14 protein-coding genes are annotated in these 15,985 nt (G+C 70.3%); 6 read left to right on the top strand and 8 right to left on the bottom strand.

What is annotated here, in order from left to right:
• Positions 1-2: 2 nt before the first annotated feature.
• Together KIP79_RS37210 and KIP79_RS37205 are read right to left on the bottom strand one after the other, a co-directional pair.
• Positions 3-1,406 (bottom strand): aldehyde dehydrogenase family protein, encoded by a 1,404-nt coding sequence (locus tag KIP79_RS37210; RefSeq protein WP_214109692.1) that lies wholly within the window; start codon positions 1,404-1,406, stop codon positions 3-5.
• A 308-nt stretch (positions 1,407-1,714) separates the two neighbouring features.
• Complete coding sequence (locus tag KIP79_RS37205) at positions 1,715-2,335, bottom strand: mycothiol-dependent nitroreductase Rv2466c family protein (protein ID WP_214109691.1); 621 nt, start codon at positions 2,333-2,335, stop codon at positions 1,715-1,717.
• A gap of 170 nt (positions 2,336-2,505) precedes the next feature.
• Between KIP79_RS37205 and pepN the strand changes: the two genes are divergently transcribed.
• Both pepN and KIP79_RS37195 read left to right on the top strand, forming a co-directional pair.
• Positions 2,506-5,064: an aminopeptidase N gene (gene pepN, locus KIP79_RS37200; RefSeq protein ID WP_214109690.1), complete on the top strand. Its 2,559-nt coding sequence runs from the start codon at positions 2,506-2,508 to the stop codon at positions 5,062-5,064.
• Positions 5,065-5,125: 61 nt separating this feature from the next.
• Positions 5,126-6,097: a hypothetical protein gene (locus tag KIP79_RS37195; RefSeq protein WP_214109689.1), complete on the top strand. Its 972-nt coding sequence runs from the start codon at positions 5,126-5,128 to the stop codon at positions 6,095-6,097.
• Between the two features lie 114 nt (positions 6,098-6,211).
• Here KIP79_RS37195 and KIP79_RS37190 read toward each other — a convergent pair whose 3' ends face one another.
• The 3 genes from KIP79_RS37190 to KIP79_RS37180 all read right to left on the bottom strand — a co-directional run bounded on the left by KIP79_RS37190 (position 6,212) and on the right by KIP79_RS37180 (position 8,425).
• Complete coding sequence (locus KIP79_RS37190; protein WP_214109688.1) at positions 6,212-6,568, bottom strand: DUF5130 family protein; 357 nt, start codon at positions 6,566-6,568, stop codon at positions 6,212-6,214.
• Positions 6,569-6,634: 66 nt separating this feature from the next.
• Complete coding sequence (locus KIP79_RS37185; protein ID WP_214109687.1) at positions 6,635-6,847, bottom strand: hypothetical protein; 213 nt, start codon at positions 6,845-6,847, stop codon at positions 6,635-6,637.
• 165 nt (positions 6,848-7,012) lie between these two features.
• The gene (locus KIP79_RS37180; RefSeq protein WP_214109686.1) at positions 7,013-8,425 is read right to left on the bottom strand and encodes an amidase; all 1,413 of its coding nucleotides are present in this window, start codon (positions 8,423-8,425) and stop codon (positions 7,013-7,015) included.
• A gap of 195 nt (positions 8,426-8,620) precedes the next feature.
• Here KIP79_RS37180 and KIP79_RS37175 point away from each other — a divergent pair, with 195 nt between their 5' ends.
• The 3 genes from KIP79_RS37175 to KIP79_RS37165 all read left to right on the top strand — a co-directional run bounded on the left by KIP79_RS37175 (position 8,621) and on the right by KIP79_RS37165 (position 11,922).
• Positions 8,621-9,382 (top strand): nuclease-related domain-containing protein, encoded by a 762-nt coding sequence (locus KIP79_RS37175; protein ID WP_308170080.1) that lies wholly within the window; start codon positions 8,621-8,623, stop codon positions 9,380-9,382.
• A 135-nt stretch (positions 9,383-9,517) separates the two neighbouring features.
• Complete coding sequence (gene ilvD / locus KIP79_RS37170; RefSeq protein WP_214109684.1) at positions 9,518-11,356, top strand: dihydroxy-acid dehydratase; 1,839 nt, start codon at positions 9,518-9,520, stop codon at positions 11,354-11,356.
• Between the two features lie 83 nt (positions 11,357-11,439).
• A complete protein-coding gene (locus KIP79_RS37165; protein WP_214109683.1) occupies positions 11,440-11,922 on the top strand; it encodes a helix-turn-helix transcriptional regulator in 483 nt (160 codons plus the stop codon).
• On the opposite strand, the gene KIP79_RS37160 is transcribed toward KIP79_RS37165, so the two are convergent.
• The 3 genes from KIP79_RS37160 to KIP79_RS37150 all read right to left on the bottom strand — a co-directional run bounded on the left by KIP79_RS37160 (position 11,919) and on the right by KIP79_RS37150 (position 13,598).
• The gene (locus tag KIP79_RS37160) at positions 11,919-12,137 is read right to left on the bottom strand and encodes an FmdB family zinc ribbon protein (RefSeq protein ID WP_214109682.1); all 219 of its coding nucleotides are present in this window, start codon (positions 12,135-12,137) and stop codon (positions 11,919-11,921) included. The genes KIP79_RS37165 and KIP79_RS37160 overlap by 4 nt on opposite strands.
• An 80-nt stretch (positions 12,138-12,217) precedes the next feature.
• The gene (locus KIP79_RS37155; protein ID WP_214109681.1) at positions 12,218-13,057 is read right to left on the bottom strand and encodes a GNAT family N-acetyltransferase; all 840 of its coding nucleotides are present in this window, start codon (positions 13,055-13,057) and stop codon (positions 12,218-12,220) included.
• Positions 13,058-13,088: 31 nt separating this feature from the next.
• Positions 13,089-13,598 (bottom strand): HNH endonuclease, encoded by a 510-nt coding sequence (locus KIP79_RS37150; RefSeq protein WP_214109680.1) that lies wholly within the window; start codon positions 13,596-13,598, stop codon positions 13,089-13,091.
• 311 nt (positions 13,599-13,909) lie between these two features.
• Here KIP79_RS37150 and KIP79_RS37145 point away from each other — a divergent pair, with 311 nt between their 5' ends.
• Positions 13,910-15,973 (top strand): prolyl oligopeptidase family serine peptidase, encoded by a 2,064-nt coding sequence (locus tag KIP79_RS37145; RefSeq protein ID WP_214109679.1) that lies wholly within the window; start codon positions 13,910-13,912, stop codon positions 15,971-15,973.
• Positions 15,974-15,985 lie beyond the last annotated feature (12 nt).

Here is a 15,985-nt window from a genome sequence, read left to right as displayed (position 1 = left end):
GGCTACAGCAGCAGCGCCTTGATCTCCAGGAACTCCTCCAGGCCCTGCTCCCCCAGCTCGCGGCCGATGCCCGACTGCTTGTAGCCGCCGAACGGCGCGGCCGGGGTGAACCGCCCGCCGTTGATCGAGACCTGCCCGGTGCGCAGCCGCCGCGCCACGCTCACCGCGCGCTCCTCGCTCTCCGCCCAGACCGCCCCCGACAGCCCGTACGGCGTGCCGTTGGCGATCTCCACGGCCTCGTCCACCGAGCCGAACGGCACGATCGACAGCACCGGGCCGAAGATCTCCTCCTGCTCGATGGCCATGCCGGGCGCGACTCCGGCGAACACGGCGGGCTCCACGTAGTACCCGCGCTCCAGCGGATAGTCGGTGCTCCCCGTGACCAACCGGGCCCCCTCCTCCTGGCCGAGGTTGAGGTAGCGGATCACCCGGTCCCGCTGGGCGGCGGAGATCAGCGGCCCCAGCCGGGTGCCCTCGGCGAACGGGTCGCCCACGGTGTACTTGCGGGCGGCCGCGACGGCCAGGGCCACCGCGTCGTCGTACTGGTCCCACTGGACCAGCATGCGGGTCCAGGCCGAGCAGGTCTGGCCGGAGTTGGCGTAGGCGTGGGCGACCCCGACGTTGACCGCTTTCTCCAGGTCGGCGTCGGGGAGGATGAGGTTGGCCGACTTGCCGCCCAGTTCCAGCGCCACCCGCTTGACCGTCTCGGCGGCCAGCGCGGCCACCCGGCGACCGGCCCTGGTGGAGCCGGTGAAGGAGACCATGTCCACCAGGGGATGCGCGGCCAGCGCCTCGCCGACCACCGGTCCGCGCCCGCTGACCAGGTTGAACACCCCGCGCGGCAGCCCGGCGTCGTGCAGCGCGTCGGCCAGCGCGTACGCGGCCAGGGGGGCCAGCTCGCTGGGTTTGAGCACCACCGTGCAGCCGGCCGCCAGCGCCGGGGCCACCTTGCAGACGGCCTGGTGCAGCGGGTAGTTCCAGGGCGTGATGGCGGCCACCACGCCGACCGGCTCGCGCAGGATGAGCGCGGTGCCGGCCCGGCTCTCCTCGGCCGGCTTGCCGGCCATCTGGGCGTAGGACTCCAGCACGCCGGCGGGCATCAGCGTGTGGGTCTTCAGCGCGACCGGGTAGGGCGCCCCCAGGTCGGTGGCGATCACGGTGGCGATCTGCTCGGCGCGCTCCCTTATCAGGTCCGCCGTGTCGGCGAGGATCTTGGCCCGCTCGGCGGGAGCCATCCGGGACCAGAGCGGGAACGCGGCGTGCGCGGCGGCGACCGCGGCCTCGACGTCGCCCCGCGTGCCGGCCGGGACCCGGTCGATGATCTCCTCCGTGGCGGGGTTGATCACGTTGACCACCTCACCCGAGGTGGAGGGCGTCCAGGAGCCGTTCACGTAAAGGTGACGCATGTACCTCATCCTTGCGCGGGGACTGACGGTTGGCGAGCGCCCGGTATCGGCGAATTCGGGGAAATCCGCTGACAGCTCGGGTGGGTCGGGTGCGGTCCCGCGCAGAGGCCGGCACCCGATCGTGCATAGGTGCTTCCGCCGCGGTTCTGCAGCCGGCGGTGACGGTGTTCTAACTCAGCGTACGGGCCAATGGCGCGGAGAGGCGAAGTCTTCCAAGACCAGTAAGGACAGGCAATATCCAGATGAGAACAAGAGAATTCCGGGAGGGAGAGAAGTACCACTCAGGTGGATATCTCCCTCCCTAACGATCATGCGAAGCTGGGGCCCCTGGTACGGGTGCGCTTCAGCTCGAAGAAACCCTCCGTGCCGGCCACCAACAACACCCCGTCCCAGAGCCGCCCGGCCGCCTCACCGGTGGGCGCCGGGGAGACCACCGGGCCGAAGAACGCGGTCCCGGCGACCGAGATGATCGGGGTGCCGACGTCCTCGCCGACCAAGGCGATGCCCTCCTGGTGGGAGGCGCGCACCGCCTCGTCGTACTCCTCGGAGTCCAGGGTGTCGGCCAGGCGCCGGTCCAGACCGGTGGCGTCCAGCGACTTGGCCAGAGTGTCCCGGAGACGGCCGAGATGTCGGATCTCGCCGCCGTTGTGCAGCCGGATTCCCAGCTGGGCGTACAGCTCGCCGAGCACGTCCTGGCCGTACTTGGCGGCGGCCGCGGCCAGCACCCGGACCGGCCCCATCGCGTGCAGCAGGCGCTCCCGGTAGGAAGCGGGCAGGTCACGGTGCTCGTTCAGGACGGCCAAGCTCATGATCCGCCAGCGCACGTCGACCGGTCTGATCCGCTCGACCTCCACCATCCACCGGGAGGTCATCCAGGCCCACGGGCAGAAGGGGTCGAAGAAGAATTCCACCAACTCGCGCTCTGACATTTGTTAAGCCTCTCAACTGGCATATGGTTCCATCCATCGACAAGCGAAGTCAGAGTTCTACCCATTCCAGGTAGGGGAAATCTTGATTGCCGCTTTGTCGGAGCGTCGTGGCAGGATTCAGGGGTCCCTTCGCGATGACGCGGGAGGGTCGTGTTGGATGAGGAGCGGATGTGGCAGGCAATCTGACCCGTGACGAGGCCCGGGAACGCGCCCGGCTGCTGACCGTCCAGTCGTATGCGGTGGAGCTCGACCTGACCGAGGGCGAGGAGCGGTTCGAGAGCATCACGACCGCCCGCTTCACCTGTGCGCAACCGGGTGCCCACACCTTCATCGACCTGCACGGCGCGCACGTGCGGGAGGTCGTGCTGAACGGCGTGGCGCTCGACCCCGGCTCCTACGACGACGAGCGCGGCCGCTTCCCGCTGCCCAACCTGGCCGAGCAGAACGAGCTCCGGGTGGACGCCGACGCGACGTACATGCGCACCGGCGAGGGCCTGCACCGGTTCGTCGACCCGGTGGACCAGCGGGTCTACCTGCACAGCCAGTTCGAGACCGCCGACGCGCACCGGATGTACGCCTGCTTCGACCAGCCCGACCTGAAGGCCACCTTCGAGCTGAGCGTGCTGGCCCCCGCCGACTGGCAGGTGGTCTCCAACGCGGCGCCTGACACGGTGGCGGAACTGGCGGAGCACGCCGGGCGTCATGGCACGCTCCAAGCCGCCAAGCGCTGGCACTTCCCGCCCACCCCGGTGCTCTCCACCTACATCACCGCCCTGGTCGCCGGGCCGTACGCGGTGGTCAGGGACGAGCACGACGGCATCCCGCTCGGGCTGTTCGTGCGCCAGTCGCTGGCCGAGCACCTGGACTCGGAGAACCTCTTCGAGGTCACCAAGCAGGGCTTCGACTTCTTCCACCGCGTCTTCGGCCTGCGCTACCCGTTCGGTAAGTACGACCAGCTCTTCGTGCCCGAGTTCAACGCCGGCGCGATGGAGAACGCGGGCTGCGTGACCTTCCTGGAGGACTACGTCTTCCGGTCCCGGGTCACCGACGCCATCATCGAGCGGCGGGCCGAGACCATCCTGCACGAGATGGCCCACATGTGGTTCGGCGACCTGGTCACCATGCGCTGGTGGGACGACCTGTGGCTGAACGAGTCGTTCGCCACTTACATGTCGGTGCTCTGCCAGGCCGAGGCCACCCGGTGGGGCCAGGGCGCCTGGACCACCTTCGCCAACGTGGAGAAGTCCTGGGCCTACCGGCAGGACCAGCTGCCCTCCACCCACCCGATCGCCGCCGACATCGTGGACATGCAGGCGGTCGAGGTCAACTTCGACGGCATCACCTACGCCAAGGGCGCCAGCGTGCTCAAGCAGCTGGTGGCCTACGTGGGCCTGGACAACTTCCTGGCCGGGGTGCGCGACTACTTCAACGAGCACGCCTGGGGCAACACCGAGCTGAAGGACCTGCTCGCCGCGCTGGAGCGGACCTCCGGGCGGGACCTGTCGTCCTGGTCCAAGGAGTGGCTGGAGACCGCCTGGGTCAACACCCTCCGCCCGTCCTTCGAGGTGGACGCCGAGGGGCGGTTCACCTCCTTCGAGGTCCTCCAGGAGGCCCCCGCCGCCTACCCGACGCTGCGCTCGCACCGCGTCGCCATCGGGCTGTACGCGCGCCAGAACGGCAAGCTGGCCCGGGTCAAGCGGGTCGAGCTGGACGTGGTGGGCGCCCGCACGGCGGTGCCCGAGCTGATCGGCGAGGCCCGGCCCGAGCTGGTGCTGGTCAACGACGACGACCTCACCTACGCCAAGATCCGGCTGGACGAGGGCTCGCTGGCCACCCTGGTGCACGGCGGCATCGTGGAGTTCACCGAGTCGCTGCCGCGCGCGCTCTGCTGGTCGGCGGCCTGGGACATGACCCGCGACGGCGAGATGGCCACCCGCGACTACGTGCGCCTGGTCACCTCGGGCATCGACGCGGTGGACGACATCACCGTGCTGCAGACTGTCCTCCGCCAGGCCCGCCTGGCCGTCCAGCAGTACGCGGCGTCCGAGTGGCGGGCCACCGGCCTGGCCACCCTCGCCGACACGCTGCGCGGTCTGGTCGCGGCCGCCGAACCCGGCTCCGACCACCAGCTGGCCTACCTCAACGCGTTCGCGCCGGTCGCCACCTCCCCCGAGGACCTGGCCTTCCTGTCCGGCATCCTGTCCGGCGAGGCCGTGCCGGAGGGCCTGACCGTGGACGCCGACCTGCGCTGGACGCTCACCCACGCGCTGGTCTCCGGCGGGGTGCTCGGCGCCGCCGACATCGAGGCCGAACTGGCCAGGGACGCCACCGCCACCGGCGAGCGCTCGGCCGCCGCCGCCAAGGCGGCCATCCCCACCCCGGAGGCCAAGGCCGAGGCGTGGGCGTCCATCACCAGCGGCACGCTGAGCGGCGCGGTGCTCCGCGCCACCATCGGCGGCTTCATGGACTCCCACCACGTGGACCTGCTGGAGCCGTACGGGGAGCGGTACTTCGCGGAGGTCGGCCAGATCTGGAAGTCCTGGACCTCCGACACCGCGCAGAACTTCGCCGTCGGCTGCTACCCGTTCCTGCTCATCGACCCCGGCACGGTCGAGCGCACCCGGGAGCTGATCGCCGCCTCCGAGCCGCCGCACGCGCTGCGCCGGCTGCTGCTGGAGGGCGCCGACGGCATCGAGCGGGCGCTGCGGGCCAGGGCCAAGGACGCCTGAGAAAGTCCGGGCCCGGGATCTCGTTTCCGGGCCCGGAAGCCGTACGTGAGGAAACCATCAGGTGCAGTCGGCGCAGGACCTGCTCGTTGCTCTCGCCCGCCGGTACTCCTTCGGGGATGTGGGGGCGCTGGCGCCCGCCGTGCTGGGGAATCCGGTGCGGGCCGCGCAGGTCGCCGCCGTCTGCGAGTTCGGGCAGCGGCTGCTCACCCTGGACGCCGAGGACTTCGCCAGCGAGCTGGACGTGCCGACGATCCCGGCCGACCTGCGCCGCCGGGCGCGGGCCTGCCACATGCCGCAGACCCCCAAGGAGCAGCCCCGCGGCGCGCTGGACTCGCTCCGCCCGGCGTACGCGCTGCTCCTTGAGGTGATCAAGGTCCGCTGGGAGCAGCGGGAACTGAGCGCGATGATGGCCGCGCTGCATATCGCGGCGGAGTACCTGCCGCTGCTGGCCTTCGAGACGGCGCTCGGCCACGCCGGGGACCCGGCCCGCTGGCCGGACGGGCTGCGCGCTCCCGGCAGCCGGTTCGGGGTGCTCGGCGACCGGGACTGCGACCACACCCGCGCCGAGCAGTCGGCGGCGGAACGCACCCTACGGGTGGCGATCGAGCCCAGCGCGGGCTGGCGCGCCTACTTCGACCGCCAGCACAGCCAGGTCGCGGGCGCCCTGGCCACCTGCGTGAGCCGGTGCCGCAATCCCTGCCCGGCCATGGACTGGGTGCCGGGCCGGGAGAACCTGGCCCAACGCTGCCGCACCGCGCTCACCTTCGCCGAAACCCCGCTGGTACGGCTCCGCCACGCGGCCCCGGTCGGCCACGGATTCGGCGTGCCCTCCCCGGAGGAGGTGCTGGATGCCTGGCAGCGCAGCCGGGCGGCGCTGGACAAGAACGGGGTGGGGCACCAGGTGACGCGACGGGACGGGTTTCCGCTGGCGGGGCTGCCGAGCCTGTTCTCGGCGATCGCGGGGGCCGAACTGCGCCCGGCGGAGCTGCTGGCAGACGTGTCGGCGCACGTGGTGTCGCTGCTGAAGCCCTGAACTCCGGTCAGGCCATGCTGCCGGCCGACCATGCTCCGGTCGGCCGTGCTTCGACCGGCCGTGCTTCGACCGGCCGTGCTTCGACCGGCCGTGCTTCGACCGGCCGTGCTCCGGTCAGCCCATGCTGCGGTCGGCCAGGGCCTCGATGCCGCCGACCAGGCCGCCAACCAGGTCGCCCTTGCTGAACGCGTGGGCCATGGACATCGCGATCATGCGGCAGTCGCGGTCTGGGATTCGCCGCCTGGCCTCCTCGCCGGTGACGATCTCCATGGCCCGGGCGCCGGTGTCCAGCAGGATCAGCACCGAGACGGCGGCGTCCGCGCCGAGGGCGGCGTGCATGCGTTCGGCGAAGTGACGCCGGGGGCCCTGCACCGGGCCGGCGTACACGGCGAAGTGCAGGCCGGTGCGGCGGTCGGCGGCGGCCACGGCGGACCGCACGTCATCGGCCTGGAGTGTGGTCAGCGTGCGCATCTCCTCACCTTCCCCGCCTCATCGTCAGCCCTTGAGCTACCGACCCGCAGAGCTACAACCCGCGGGCTACCAGCCCGCCGAGGCGCCACCCACGTAGCGGCCCGGTTCGGCCGTCTGGGCGAGCGCGGGCCAGTCCACCTTCACCGGGGCGCTACGCACGGGCCTGCTGCTGGTCAGGACCAGTGAGGTCAGGCTGACCCCGTGCTCGCTGCCGGCTGGGCCGCCGATCCACGCGACCCCGTCGGAGGGCGCGCGCAACCGCCGGGTGTGCCCCACCACAAACACAAGCAGGGTAATCAGCAGAAAAATCCCCCCACCCACCCCGAAGAGAAATGCGAGAGTTTCCGACCCACTGCTCATGTATCGAACGTACGCCGGGAGCACGGCCTTTCCTAGGCTCTACCAGCCCACCACAGCGCCTATTTCCTTATATTTCGCCATAAATCACCACATAGTTGGGCGTCGGTCGCCCCAGAAACCGCCGACCGAGGCTTCCACCTGGGCCGACAGCGAGATCAGGGTGCCCTCGTCGCCGAACCGGCCCGCCAGCATGACCCCGATCGGCAACCCGTCCGGCGTCCAGTAGAGCGGCAGGTTGACCGCGGGCTGCCCGCTGACGTTGCTGCACGCCGCGAACGGCGCGAAGTCCTTCATCCGCGTGAAGGTGTCCTGCGGATCCGCCACGTCCTCAAACCACCCCACCGGCGCCGGCGGCTGGGTGATCGTGGGGGTGAGCACCGCGTCGTACTCGTCGGTGACCAGCAGCGCGAACCGCGTGGCGAGCTGGAGCGCCGACTGCGCCTTGAGGAAGTCGGGCGCCGGGGTGGCGAACCCCCGTTCCCGCAGCCAGGCGGTGAGCGGCCGGAGCTTGGACGCCATCTCCTCGGCCACTGGGTGCATGCAGGCGAAGCTGAACCAGAGCCGCTCGAACTCCGGCACCATGTCGGGCCCGAACGGGCTCTGGATGTCGATCACCTCATGACCGAGCGCCTCCAGCACGGCCGAGGCGCTCTCGTAGGCGGCCCGGACCTCCGGGTGCACCTCGGCGGTGGGCACCACGGGGTCGATGTACCTGGCGATCCGCAGCCGCCCGGGGTCCCGTCCCACGTACGCGCTGAACGAGCCGAGCGCGGGCGGCGGCGCCCAGTACAGGTCACCGGAGTTGTGGTGGGCCATCACGTCCAGCAGCGCGGCGGCGTCGGCGACGTTCCGGGTGATCGGGCCGTTGGTGGACAGACCGGCCAGGTCGGGGATGATCGGCGCGAAGGAGATCCGGCCCCGGCTGGGCTTGATGCCGTACAGGCCGCAGGCGGAGGCGGGAATGCGGATCGAGCCCGCGCCGTCGCTCCCTTGCGCGGCGGGGGCCAGCCCGGCCGCCACAGCCGCCGCGGCGCCGCCGCTGGACCCGCCCGCCGATCTGGTCAGGTCCCACGGCGAGCGGGCGGGCTCGCCGAACGAGGTCTCGGTGTAGCAGGGCAGCCCGAACTCCGGCGTGCTGGTCTTGCCCAGCATGACGGTGCCGGCCTCCCGCAGACGTTCCACCACGCTGTCGTCCACCGGCGCCACGAAACCCTCGTAGGTGGCGGAGCCGAACGAGATCGGCACCCCTTTCACCAGGTTGAGGTCCTTGATCGGGATCGGCACGCCGAACAGCGCACGCCCGGCCGGGTCCTCCCGCTCCAGCCGCCGCGCCTGGTCGAGTGCCATTTCCGCGGTCACTGTGACGTACGCGCCCACGGCCGCGCCGTATCTGTCGATACGGTCCAGAAAATGTTCGGTGACCTCGACAGGGGACAGTTCGCGGTCACGTACCGCAGTCGCCAGCTCAAGCGCGGTAAGGTCGTGAATACTTGTCACGCTACTGAACGGTAGGCGGCGGGCGCGGAGATATCTAGGTATGGTGCCCACGAATGGTCTCTGCAAATCAGCAGAAGCAGGCCACAAAAGTATGAACCAGGCAACACTAGGCAACGTCTCGACAATTCAACTACCGTGAGTGACGTGGATACCGGTCTAGCGCCCGAAGAGGGTCACGATGGGTCACCGATCTGGGTGAGTGATCGTGAACGAACCACGCCGCGAGCTGAGGAGCCCGCGTCGACGTATGCGCCCGTTGAGCGCGCATCCCTGCAAAGTCTGCTCAGGCAGCCCAAGTACCAGCACCTGCGGCAACGTGCCCTGATCGCGCTGGTGGCCGGAGTCGTCTTCGGCATCCTGCTCATGAGCTGGCGCGTCGGTCTCACCGCCGCCATCCTGGCGGCCATCGCGCACACCGTCTACCGGGCCAGGACCACCTCCTCGGTGCCGGCCTGGCGGCGGCCCTCGGTGGCCGAGCGGCGCACCGAAGCCCAGCTCAGGAAACTGGAACGTGGCGGGTACCGAACGCTGCACGCCCGCGCCATCCCCAACAGCGACGCCCAGATCGACCATCTGGTGGTCGGGCCCACGGGGGTGTACGCGGTCGACTCCGAGAAGTGGGACCGGCGGCTGCCGGTCCGCGTGCAGAACCACCGCAAGCTCTTCCACGGGCCCTTCAACCAGAAGCCCCGGCTGGACGAGGCGCGCTGGGAGGCCAGCCAGGCCAGCGAACTGATCAGCAAGGCACTCGGCCGCGAGATCATCGTGGTGCCGTCCCTGGCGATCTACGGCCCGGCCGTCCCCTGGCGCATCCTCAACATCCGGGACGTGGACGTCTTCTCCGGCAGCCTGGTCCGCAAGTGGATCACCAAGCGGGAGAAGTCCCTCACCTCTGACGAGATCGACTCGATCTACGAGGCGGCCCAGGGGGTGCTCCCTGCCCGGTACGGGGACTGACCCTCTCCCTCGTCGGTACGGCTCGCGCCCGCGCGGCATGAGCCGTACCGCTTTGTGGGACGCGTGTCTCAACGGACGGGCGGTTGGTCGTAGCATGGGGAGCTCGAACGTCGTCTTGCGATGGGAGCCCAGGCCATGCCCGCCCTCAGGTCTCGTACGGTCACACACGGCAGGAACATGGCCGGGGCCCGGGCTCTGCTCCGGGCGACGGGCGTAGCCGGGAGCGACCTCGGCAAGCCGATCATCGCGGTCGCCAACAGCTTCACCCAGTTCGTCCCCGGCCACGTGCACCTGCGCGAGGTCGGCGACGTGGTGGCCGGGGCGATCCGGGAGGCGGGCGCGATCCCCCGCGAGTTCAACACGATCGCGGTGGACGACGGCATCGCGATGGGCCACGGCGGCATGCTCTACTCGCTGCCGTCCCGTGAGCTGATCGCGGACGCGGTCGAGTACATGGTGAACGCGCACTGCGCGGACGCGCTGATCTGCGTCTCCAACTGCGACAAGATCACCCCGGGCATGCTGCTGGCCGCGTTCCGGCTGAACATCCCCACGATCTTCGTCTCCGGCGGCCCGATGGAGGCCGGCAAGACTCCCGGCCGCAAGCTGGACCTGATCGACCCGATGATCGCCGCCGCCGACGACAGCGTCTCCGACGCCGAGCTGCTGGAGATGGAGGAGAACGCCTGCCCGACCTGCGGCTCGTGCAGCGGCATGTTCACCGCCAACTCGATGAACTGCCTGGCCGAGGCGATCGGCCTGGCGCTGCCCGGCAACGGCACCGTCCTGGCCACCCACCGGGCCCGCAAGAAGCTCTTCCAGGACGCGGGGAAGCGGCTGGTGGAGATCACCCGCGCCTACTACGAGCACGACGACGAGAGCGTGCTGCCCCTCAGCATCGCCACCAAGGACGCGTTCGAGAACGCGATGGCCCTGGACGTGGCGATGGGCGGCTCCACCAACACGATCCTGCACATCCTGGCCGCGGCCAGGGAAGCCGGGGTGGACTTCGGGCTCAAGGAGATCAACGAGATCTCGCTCCGGGTGCCCTGCCTGTGCAAGGTCGCCCCGGCCACCGCCAAGTACCACGTCGAGGACGTGCACCGGGCCGGCGGCATCCCCGCCATCCTGGGCGAGCTCGCCAGGGCCGGGCTGATCCACCGGGACGCGCTCACCGTCAACGGCGGCACCATCGGCGACCTGCTGAACGCCTGGGACGTGAAGTCCCCGAACGCCGTGCCGGAGTCGGCCGAGCTGTGGCACGCCGCGCCGGGGAACGTGCGGACCGTCAAGCCGTACTCGCAGGACGCCCGGTGGGACTCGCTCGATCTGGACCGGGAGACCGGCTGCGTGCGCGACTTCGAGCACGCCTACACCCGCGACGGCGGCCTGGCCGTGCTGTACGGGAACATCGCGGTCGAGGGCTGCATCGTGAAGACGGCCGGGGTGGACGAGTCCATCTGGCGCTTCTCCGGGCCCGCGGTGGTCTTCGAGTCCCAGGAGGACGCGGTGGAGGGCATCCTCGGCAACCGGGTCCGCGAGGGCGACGTGGTGGTCATCCGGTACGAGGGCCCCAAGGGCGGCCCCGGCATGCAGGAGATGCTCTACCCGACCTCGTTCCTGAAGGGCAAAGGCCTCGGCAAGGCGTGCGCGCTGGTCACCGACGGGCGGTTCTCCGGCGGGACCTCGGGCCTGTCCATCGGCCACGCCTCCCCCGAGGCGGCCGAGGGCGGCACGATCGCGCTGGTCGAGGACGGCGACCTCATCGAGATCGACATCCCGAACCGCTCGATCGAACTCCGCGTGAGCGAGACCGAGTTGGCGGCCCGCCGCGAACGCCTGCTGACCTCCCTCGGCCGCTACCGCCCGAAGGACCGCAACCGCCCGGTCACCGCCGCCCTCCAGGCCTACGCCGCACTCACCACGTCGGCCTCTACCGGAGCCTCCCGGGATCTCTCCCAGCTGTCGCGCTGAACCAACGTGTGATCCCCTGGGTGGACCCACCCAGGGGATCAAGCGTTCGAAAAATGTCAGTCATCGGCGGTAAAATTTGAGGCATGGCCAACGTCATCAAGCACACCGGATCGCTGACGACCGCCGAAATCGCCGCCCTCGCGCTCTCCCTCGCCCACCTGGGCACGGGACCCCAGTCCGTGACGGCCCGCAGGGGCCTGCGGCACGTGTTCGAGCACCTCGAGCTCGACGACGACGTGATCGCCACTACCCTGTCCACGCTGACCACCCCGCTGCCGCCGGACGTGGCGCGCCGCGCCCGCGCGGTGGCCGGCGCCATCACCACCCGGCAGGTGGTCCGGATCCAGTACCTGGACGCGGCCGGTCACCTGACCATCCGTGACGTGGAGCCGGTGACCTGCCTGGTGCACCGGAGCCACTGGTACCTGGCGGGCTGGTGCCGCCTCCGCCGTGGCATCCGGGCGTTCCGCTTCGACCGCATCGTCTCGGTCGAGCCCACGGACCTCCCGGCCCGCCCCCACCTGGCCGAACGCTACTTACCTTTCCAACGCCGCAAAGCGGCCTAACCGCAGCATCCTCCGCCGCAGCAACCCCCGCCGCCCCCACCGGACGCGCGGGGGGCGCTGGCGCTCGCCCCGCCGGTGACGGCGACCGTGGAGAGCAGCTTCACCGTGTCGTCATGCCCACCAGGGCAGGCGGCGGGCGCATTGGCCTCCGCCATCGGCCGATTCAACTCGAAGGTGGCCCCACAGGCCCGGCAGCGGTAATCGTAACGCGGCATGCCCGCATAATAGTTGCCCCGGCTCCCCGGCGGCCAAGCCCGCCGAGCCGAAGGATCGGCAAATGACACAGCATCTCAGGTCAGTTGAACATGATGCTGGCGTAGTCGCCGACTGGCACGTAGCCGATCGCCTGATAGATGGAGTTCGAGGTCGGGTTGGCGAGGTCGGTGAACAGCAGGACCTCGCTGGCGCCCTCGTCGAGAGCCTTGCGGGTGGCCGCGTAGGTGACGGCGGAGCCGTAGCCCCGGCGGCGGTAGTCCGGTGGGGTGTAGACCGGGCCGATGCGGGACATGCCGGCGATGGGGGTGGAGACGCCGGCCAGCGAGACCGGGCGCCCGCCGACCTCCCACCAGACCAGCTCGTTGCGGTTCAGGCGGCTGGAGACGACCGGCGCGGGATCGGCCGCCAGGTCCACGTGGGCCTCGCTCTGGAAGGCGCGGAACCACTGCACGGCCACCGGCAGGTCGGGAGGGGTGACGATCCTGGCCCGGCCAGGGCCGTACAGGGCGAGGTGGCCGGACGGGTCGGTGGGGGTGACCAGGGTGGCGAGCCGGTAGAGGCGCTCGGCCCTGCGATCCTTCTCCGGCTCCCACCAGGCCGCGGCGAACGTGGCGGCGGTCTCCAGCGGCCCGCTCACCCCCGTCAGCTCCCGCCCCCGGTTGACCAGCAGCCCGACCAGGCTCTGCACGTCCGCCGCCGGGGCGGCGGAGATCAACAGCGGGTACGGCGGGGTGTGGCAGATCGCCCCCCGCACCTCACCGTGCTCGACGAACCAGCCCATCAGGGGATCGGAGTACTGGCCGCTCCGAATCCACCGCAACACGGTGACCAGCACCGTGTTGCGGACGGGGTCACGGAGCAGCCAGGACTCGACTGCTTCGCCGTAGGCCGACACGTCTGAGGTGAGCGTCCACGTCATGATTCGATTGTGCCCGTCCGATCAGCGAGTTTCAGGCAGCTGACTCCGCTAGGTAAGGAGCCCACTGCGGATCACCGTCGAATTGTGCACCAATCAGCCGCCAATGTGCACCGCGTGGCACCGCCGGACTTACCCGGAGCGACCACCCGATCTCCTCCAGCAGCTTGTCCGCCTTGCGGTGATTGCACGGCATACACGAGGCGACGCAGTTCTCCCAGGTGTGCGGGCCACCTTTGGATCGGGGGATAACATGATCAATGGTCTCGGCCCGCTGCCCGCAGTACGCGCAGCGGAAGTCGTCCCGGCGCATGAGCGCCGCCCGCGTCAGCGGGATCCGGGACCGGTACGGAATGCGGATGTAGCGTCTGAGCCGGATCACCGACGGCACGTCCAGCGTGCGGGACGCCGAGCGGAGCACCGCCCCCCGGCCGTCGCGGTGCACGACGTCCGCCTTCTCCCTGAGCACCAGGATGATGGCCCGGTGCATGGAGAGTGTCGTGAGCGGCTCGTAGGTCGCGTTGAGTAGCAGGACTTGGCGCATCAGCCGGCCTCCACGGCATTTCCGTGGGTCAGCCTGAAGGCGTTGACTGTGCGCCTACGTTGTGGCCCCACCTGTTGGGACTCGGGTGTTTCCTTCACGAAGACCTCCGCCGGACGGTCCAGCGGATGGTCACCACGGCACCGTCCTCAACCAAAGTGTGGCCTTTGCGATGACCTGTCCGCCACCCCATAACCTTGGGCAACTGACATCGCCTGATCAGCTTTATGCCCCGGCGATCATCTTTTTACTCCACGTCCCGGCGGGTGAGCGTGCTGCCGGAGTGTCGGTCTGCTGCCCTAGAGTGCTGAGACATGACACGACCTGCGTACCCACCGGCCCGCCGGGATGACATCGTCGACGACCTGCACGGCACGGCCGTGCCGGATCCGTACCGTTGGCTGGAGGATACCGAGTCCCCCGAGGTGAAGGAGTGGCTGGAGGCCCAGGGCGAGCTCTTCGAGCGGGCCGAACTGGCCGGGCGGGAGGGGTTCCGGGCCCGGGTGGCGTCGCTGCTCAGGTCGGGGTCGGTGGGGGCGCCCACCTGGCGCGGTGACCGGTATTTCTTTACCCGCCGCACGCCCGAGCAGGAGCACGCGGTGCTCTATGTGGCCGACGAGCAGGGTGAGCGGGTGCTGATCGACTCGATGGCGCTGGATCCGTCCGGACTGACCACCCTGGACACCTGGCAGCCGGACAAGGAGGGGCGGCGGCTGGCGTACCAGATCTCGGTGGGCGGCGACGAGGAGTCGCTGCTGCACGTGCTGGACGTGGCGACCGGAGAGATCCTGGAGGGCCCGATCGACCGGTGCCGCTACTCCCCGATCGCGTGGCTGCCCGGCGGCGAGGCCTACTACTACGTGCGCCGGCTGGCCCCCGACGCGGTCCCGGAGGGCGAGGAGCAGTACCACCGCCGGGTCTACCTGCACGATCTGGGCGCACCCGTCGAGGAGGACGTGCTGGTCTTCGGCGAGGGCCTGGAGAAGACCAACTACTACGGCGTGTCGGTCTCCCGTGACGGCCGCTGGCTGACCATCTCGGCCTCCCGTGGCACGGCGCCCCGCAACGACCTGTGGATCGCCGACCTGGCGACCTCCCCGCACGAGGCGCCGGAGCTGGTGACCGTGCAGGAGGGGGTGGACGCGCAGACCGGCCTCCACTTCGGCCGGGACGGCCGGCTCTACGTCTTCACCGACCGCGACGCCCCCCGCGCCCGGATCTGCGTGACCTCTCCGGAAACGCCGCAGTACGAGACCTGGCAGGACCTGATCCCCGAGGACGACGAGGCGGTGCTGAGCGACTTCGCCATCCTCGACGACCTGGACGACCCGGTCATGCTGGTCGGCTGGACGCGGCACGCGATCTCCGAGATCTCGGTGCACCGGCTGACCACCGGCGAGCGGGTCGGCGCGGTGCCCACCCCCGGCCTGGGCACCATCGGCGGCATCTCCGAGCGCCCAGATGGCGGCCACGAGGCCTGGTTCGGCTACACCGACAACGTCACCCCGCCGACCATCCAGCGCTACGACGCCCGGACCGGCGAGACCACGCTCTGGGCGGCCTCCCCCGGCTCGGTGACCGTGCCCGAGGTGCGCACCGAGCACGTGGTCTACCCCTCGGCAGACGGCACCGAGGTGCACATGCTGGTGATCTCCCCCACGACCGGTTCCGGCCCCCGCCCGACCGTGCTGTACGGCTACGGCGGCTTCGGCATCTCGATGACCCCCGGCTACTCGGCCTCCATCCTGGCCTGGGTGGAGGCGGGCGGCGTTTACGCCATCGCCCAGCTGCGCGGCGGCGGCGAGCAGGGCGAGCAGTGGCACCGGGCGGGCATGCTGGGCAACAAGCAGAACGTCTTCGACGACCTGCACGCGGCGGCCGAGCACCTGATCGCCACCGGGGTCACCACCCCGGCCCAGCTGGCCATCTCGGGCGGCTCCAACGGCGGCCTGCTGGTGGGGACCGCCCTCACCCAGCGCCCCGAGCTCTACGCGGCGGTGGTCTGCTCGGCGCCGCTGCTGGACATGATCCGCTACGAGCACTTCGGCCTCGGCGCCACCTGGAACGTCGAGTACGGCTCCGCCGACATCCCCGAGGAGTTCGGCTGGCTCTGGTCCTACTCCCCCTACCACCGGGTCACCGAGGGCGTGGCCTACCCGGCCACCCTGTTCACCGTGTTCGCCTCCGACACCCGGGTGCACCCGCTGCACGCCTGGAAGATGGCGGCCGCCCTCCAGCACGCCACCTCCTCCGACCGCCCGGTGCTGCTCAGGAACGAGGCCGAGGCCGGTCACGGCGCGCGTTCGGTGAGCAAGAGCGTGGCACTGGTGGCCGACCAGCTGGCCTTCCTGGCCACCCACACCGGCCTGAAGAAGTGACACCGGACTGGT

The organism is Acrocarpospora catenulata (genome assembly GCF_018476525.1).
GTDB classification, from domain to species: domain Bacteria; phylum Actinomycetota; class Actinomycetes; order Streptosporangiales; family Streptosporangiaceae; genus Acrocarpospora; species Acrocarpospora catenulata.
The sequence above is the reverse complement of the archived record's forward strand: the minus strand, read 5'-3'. Positions and strand labels throughout refer to the sequence as shown.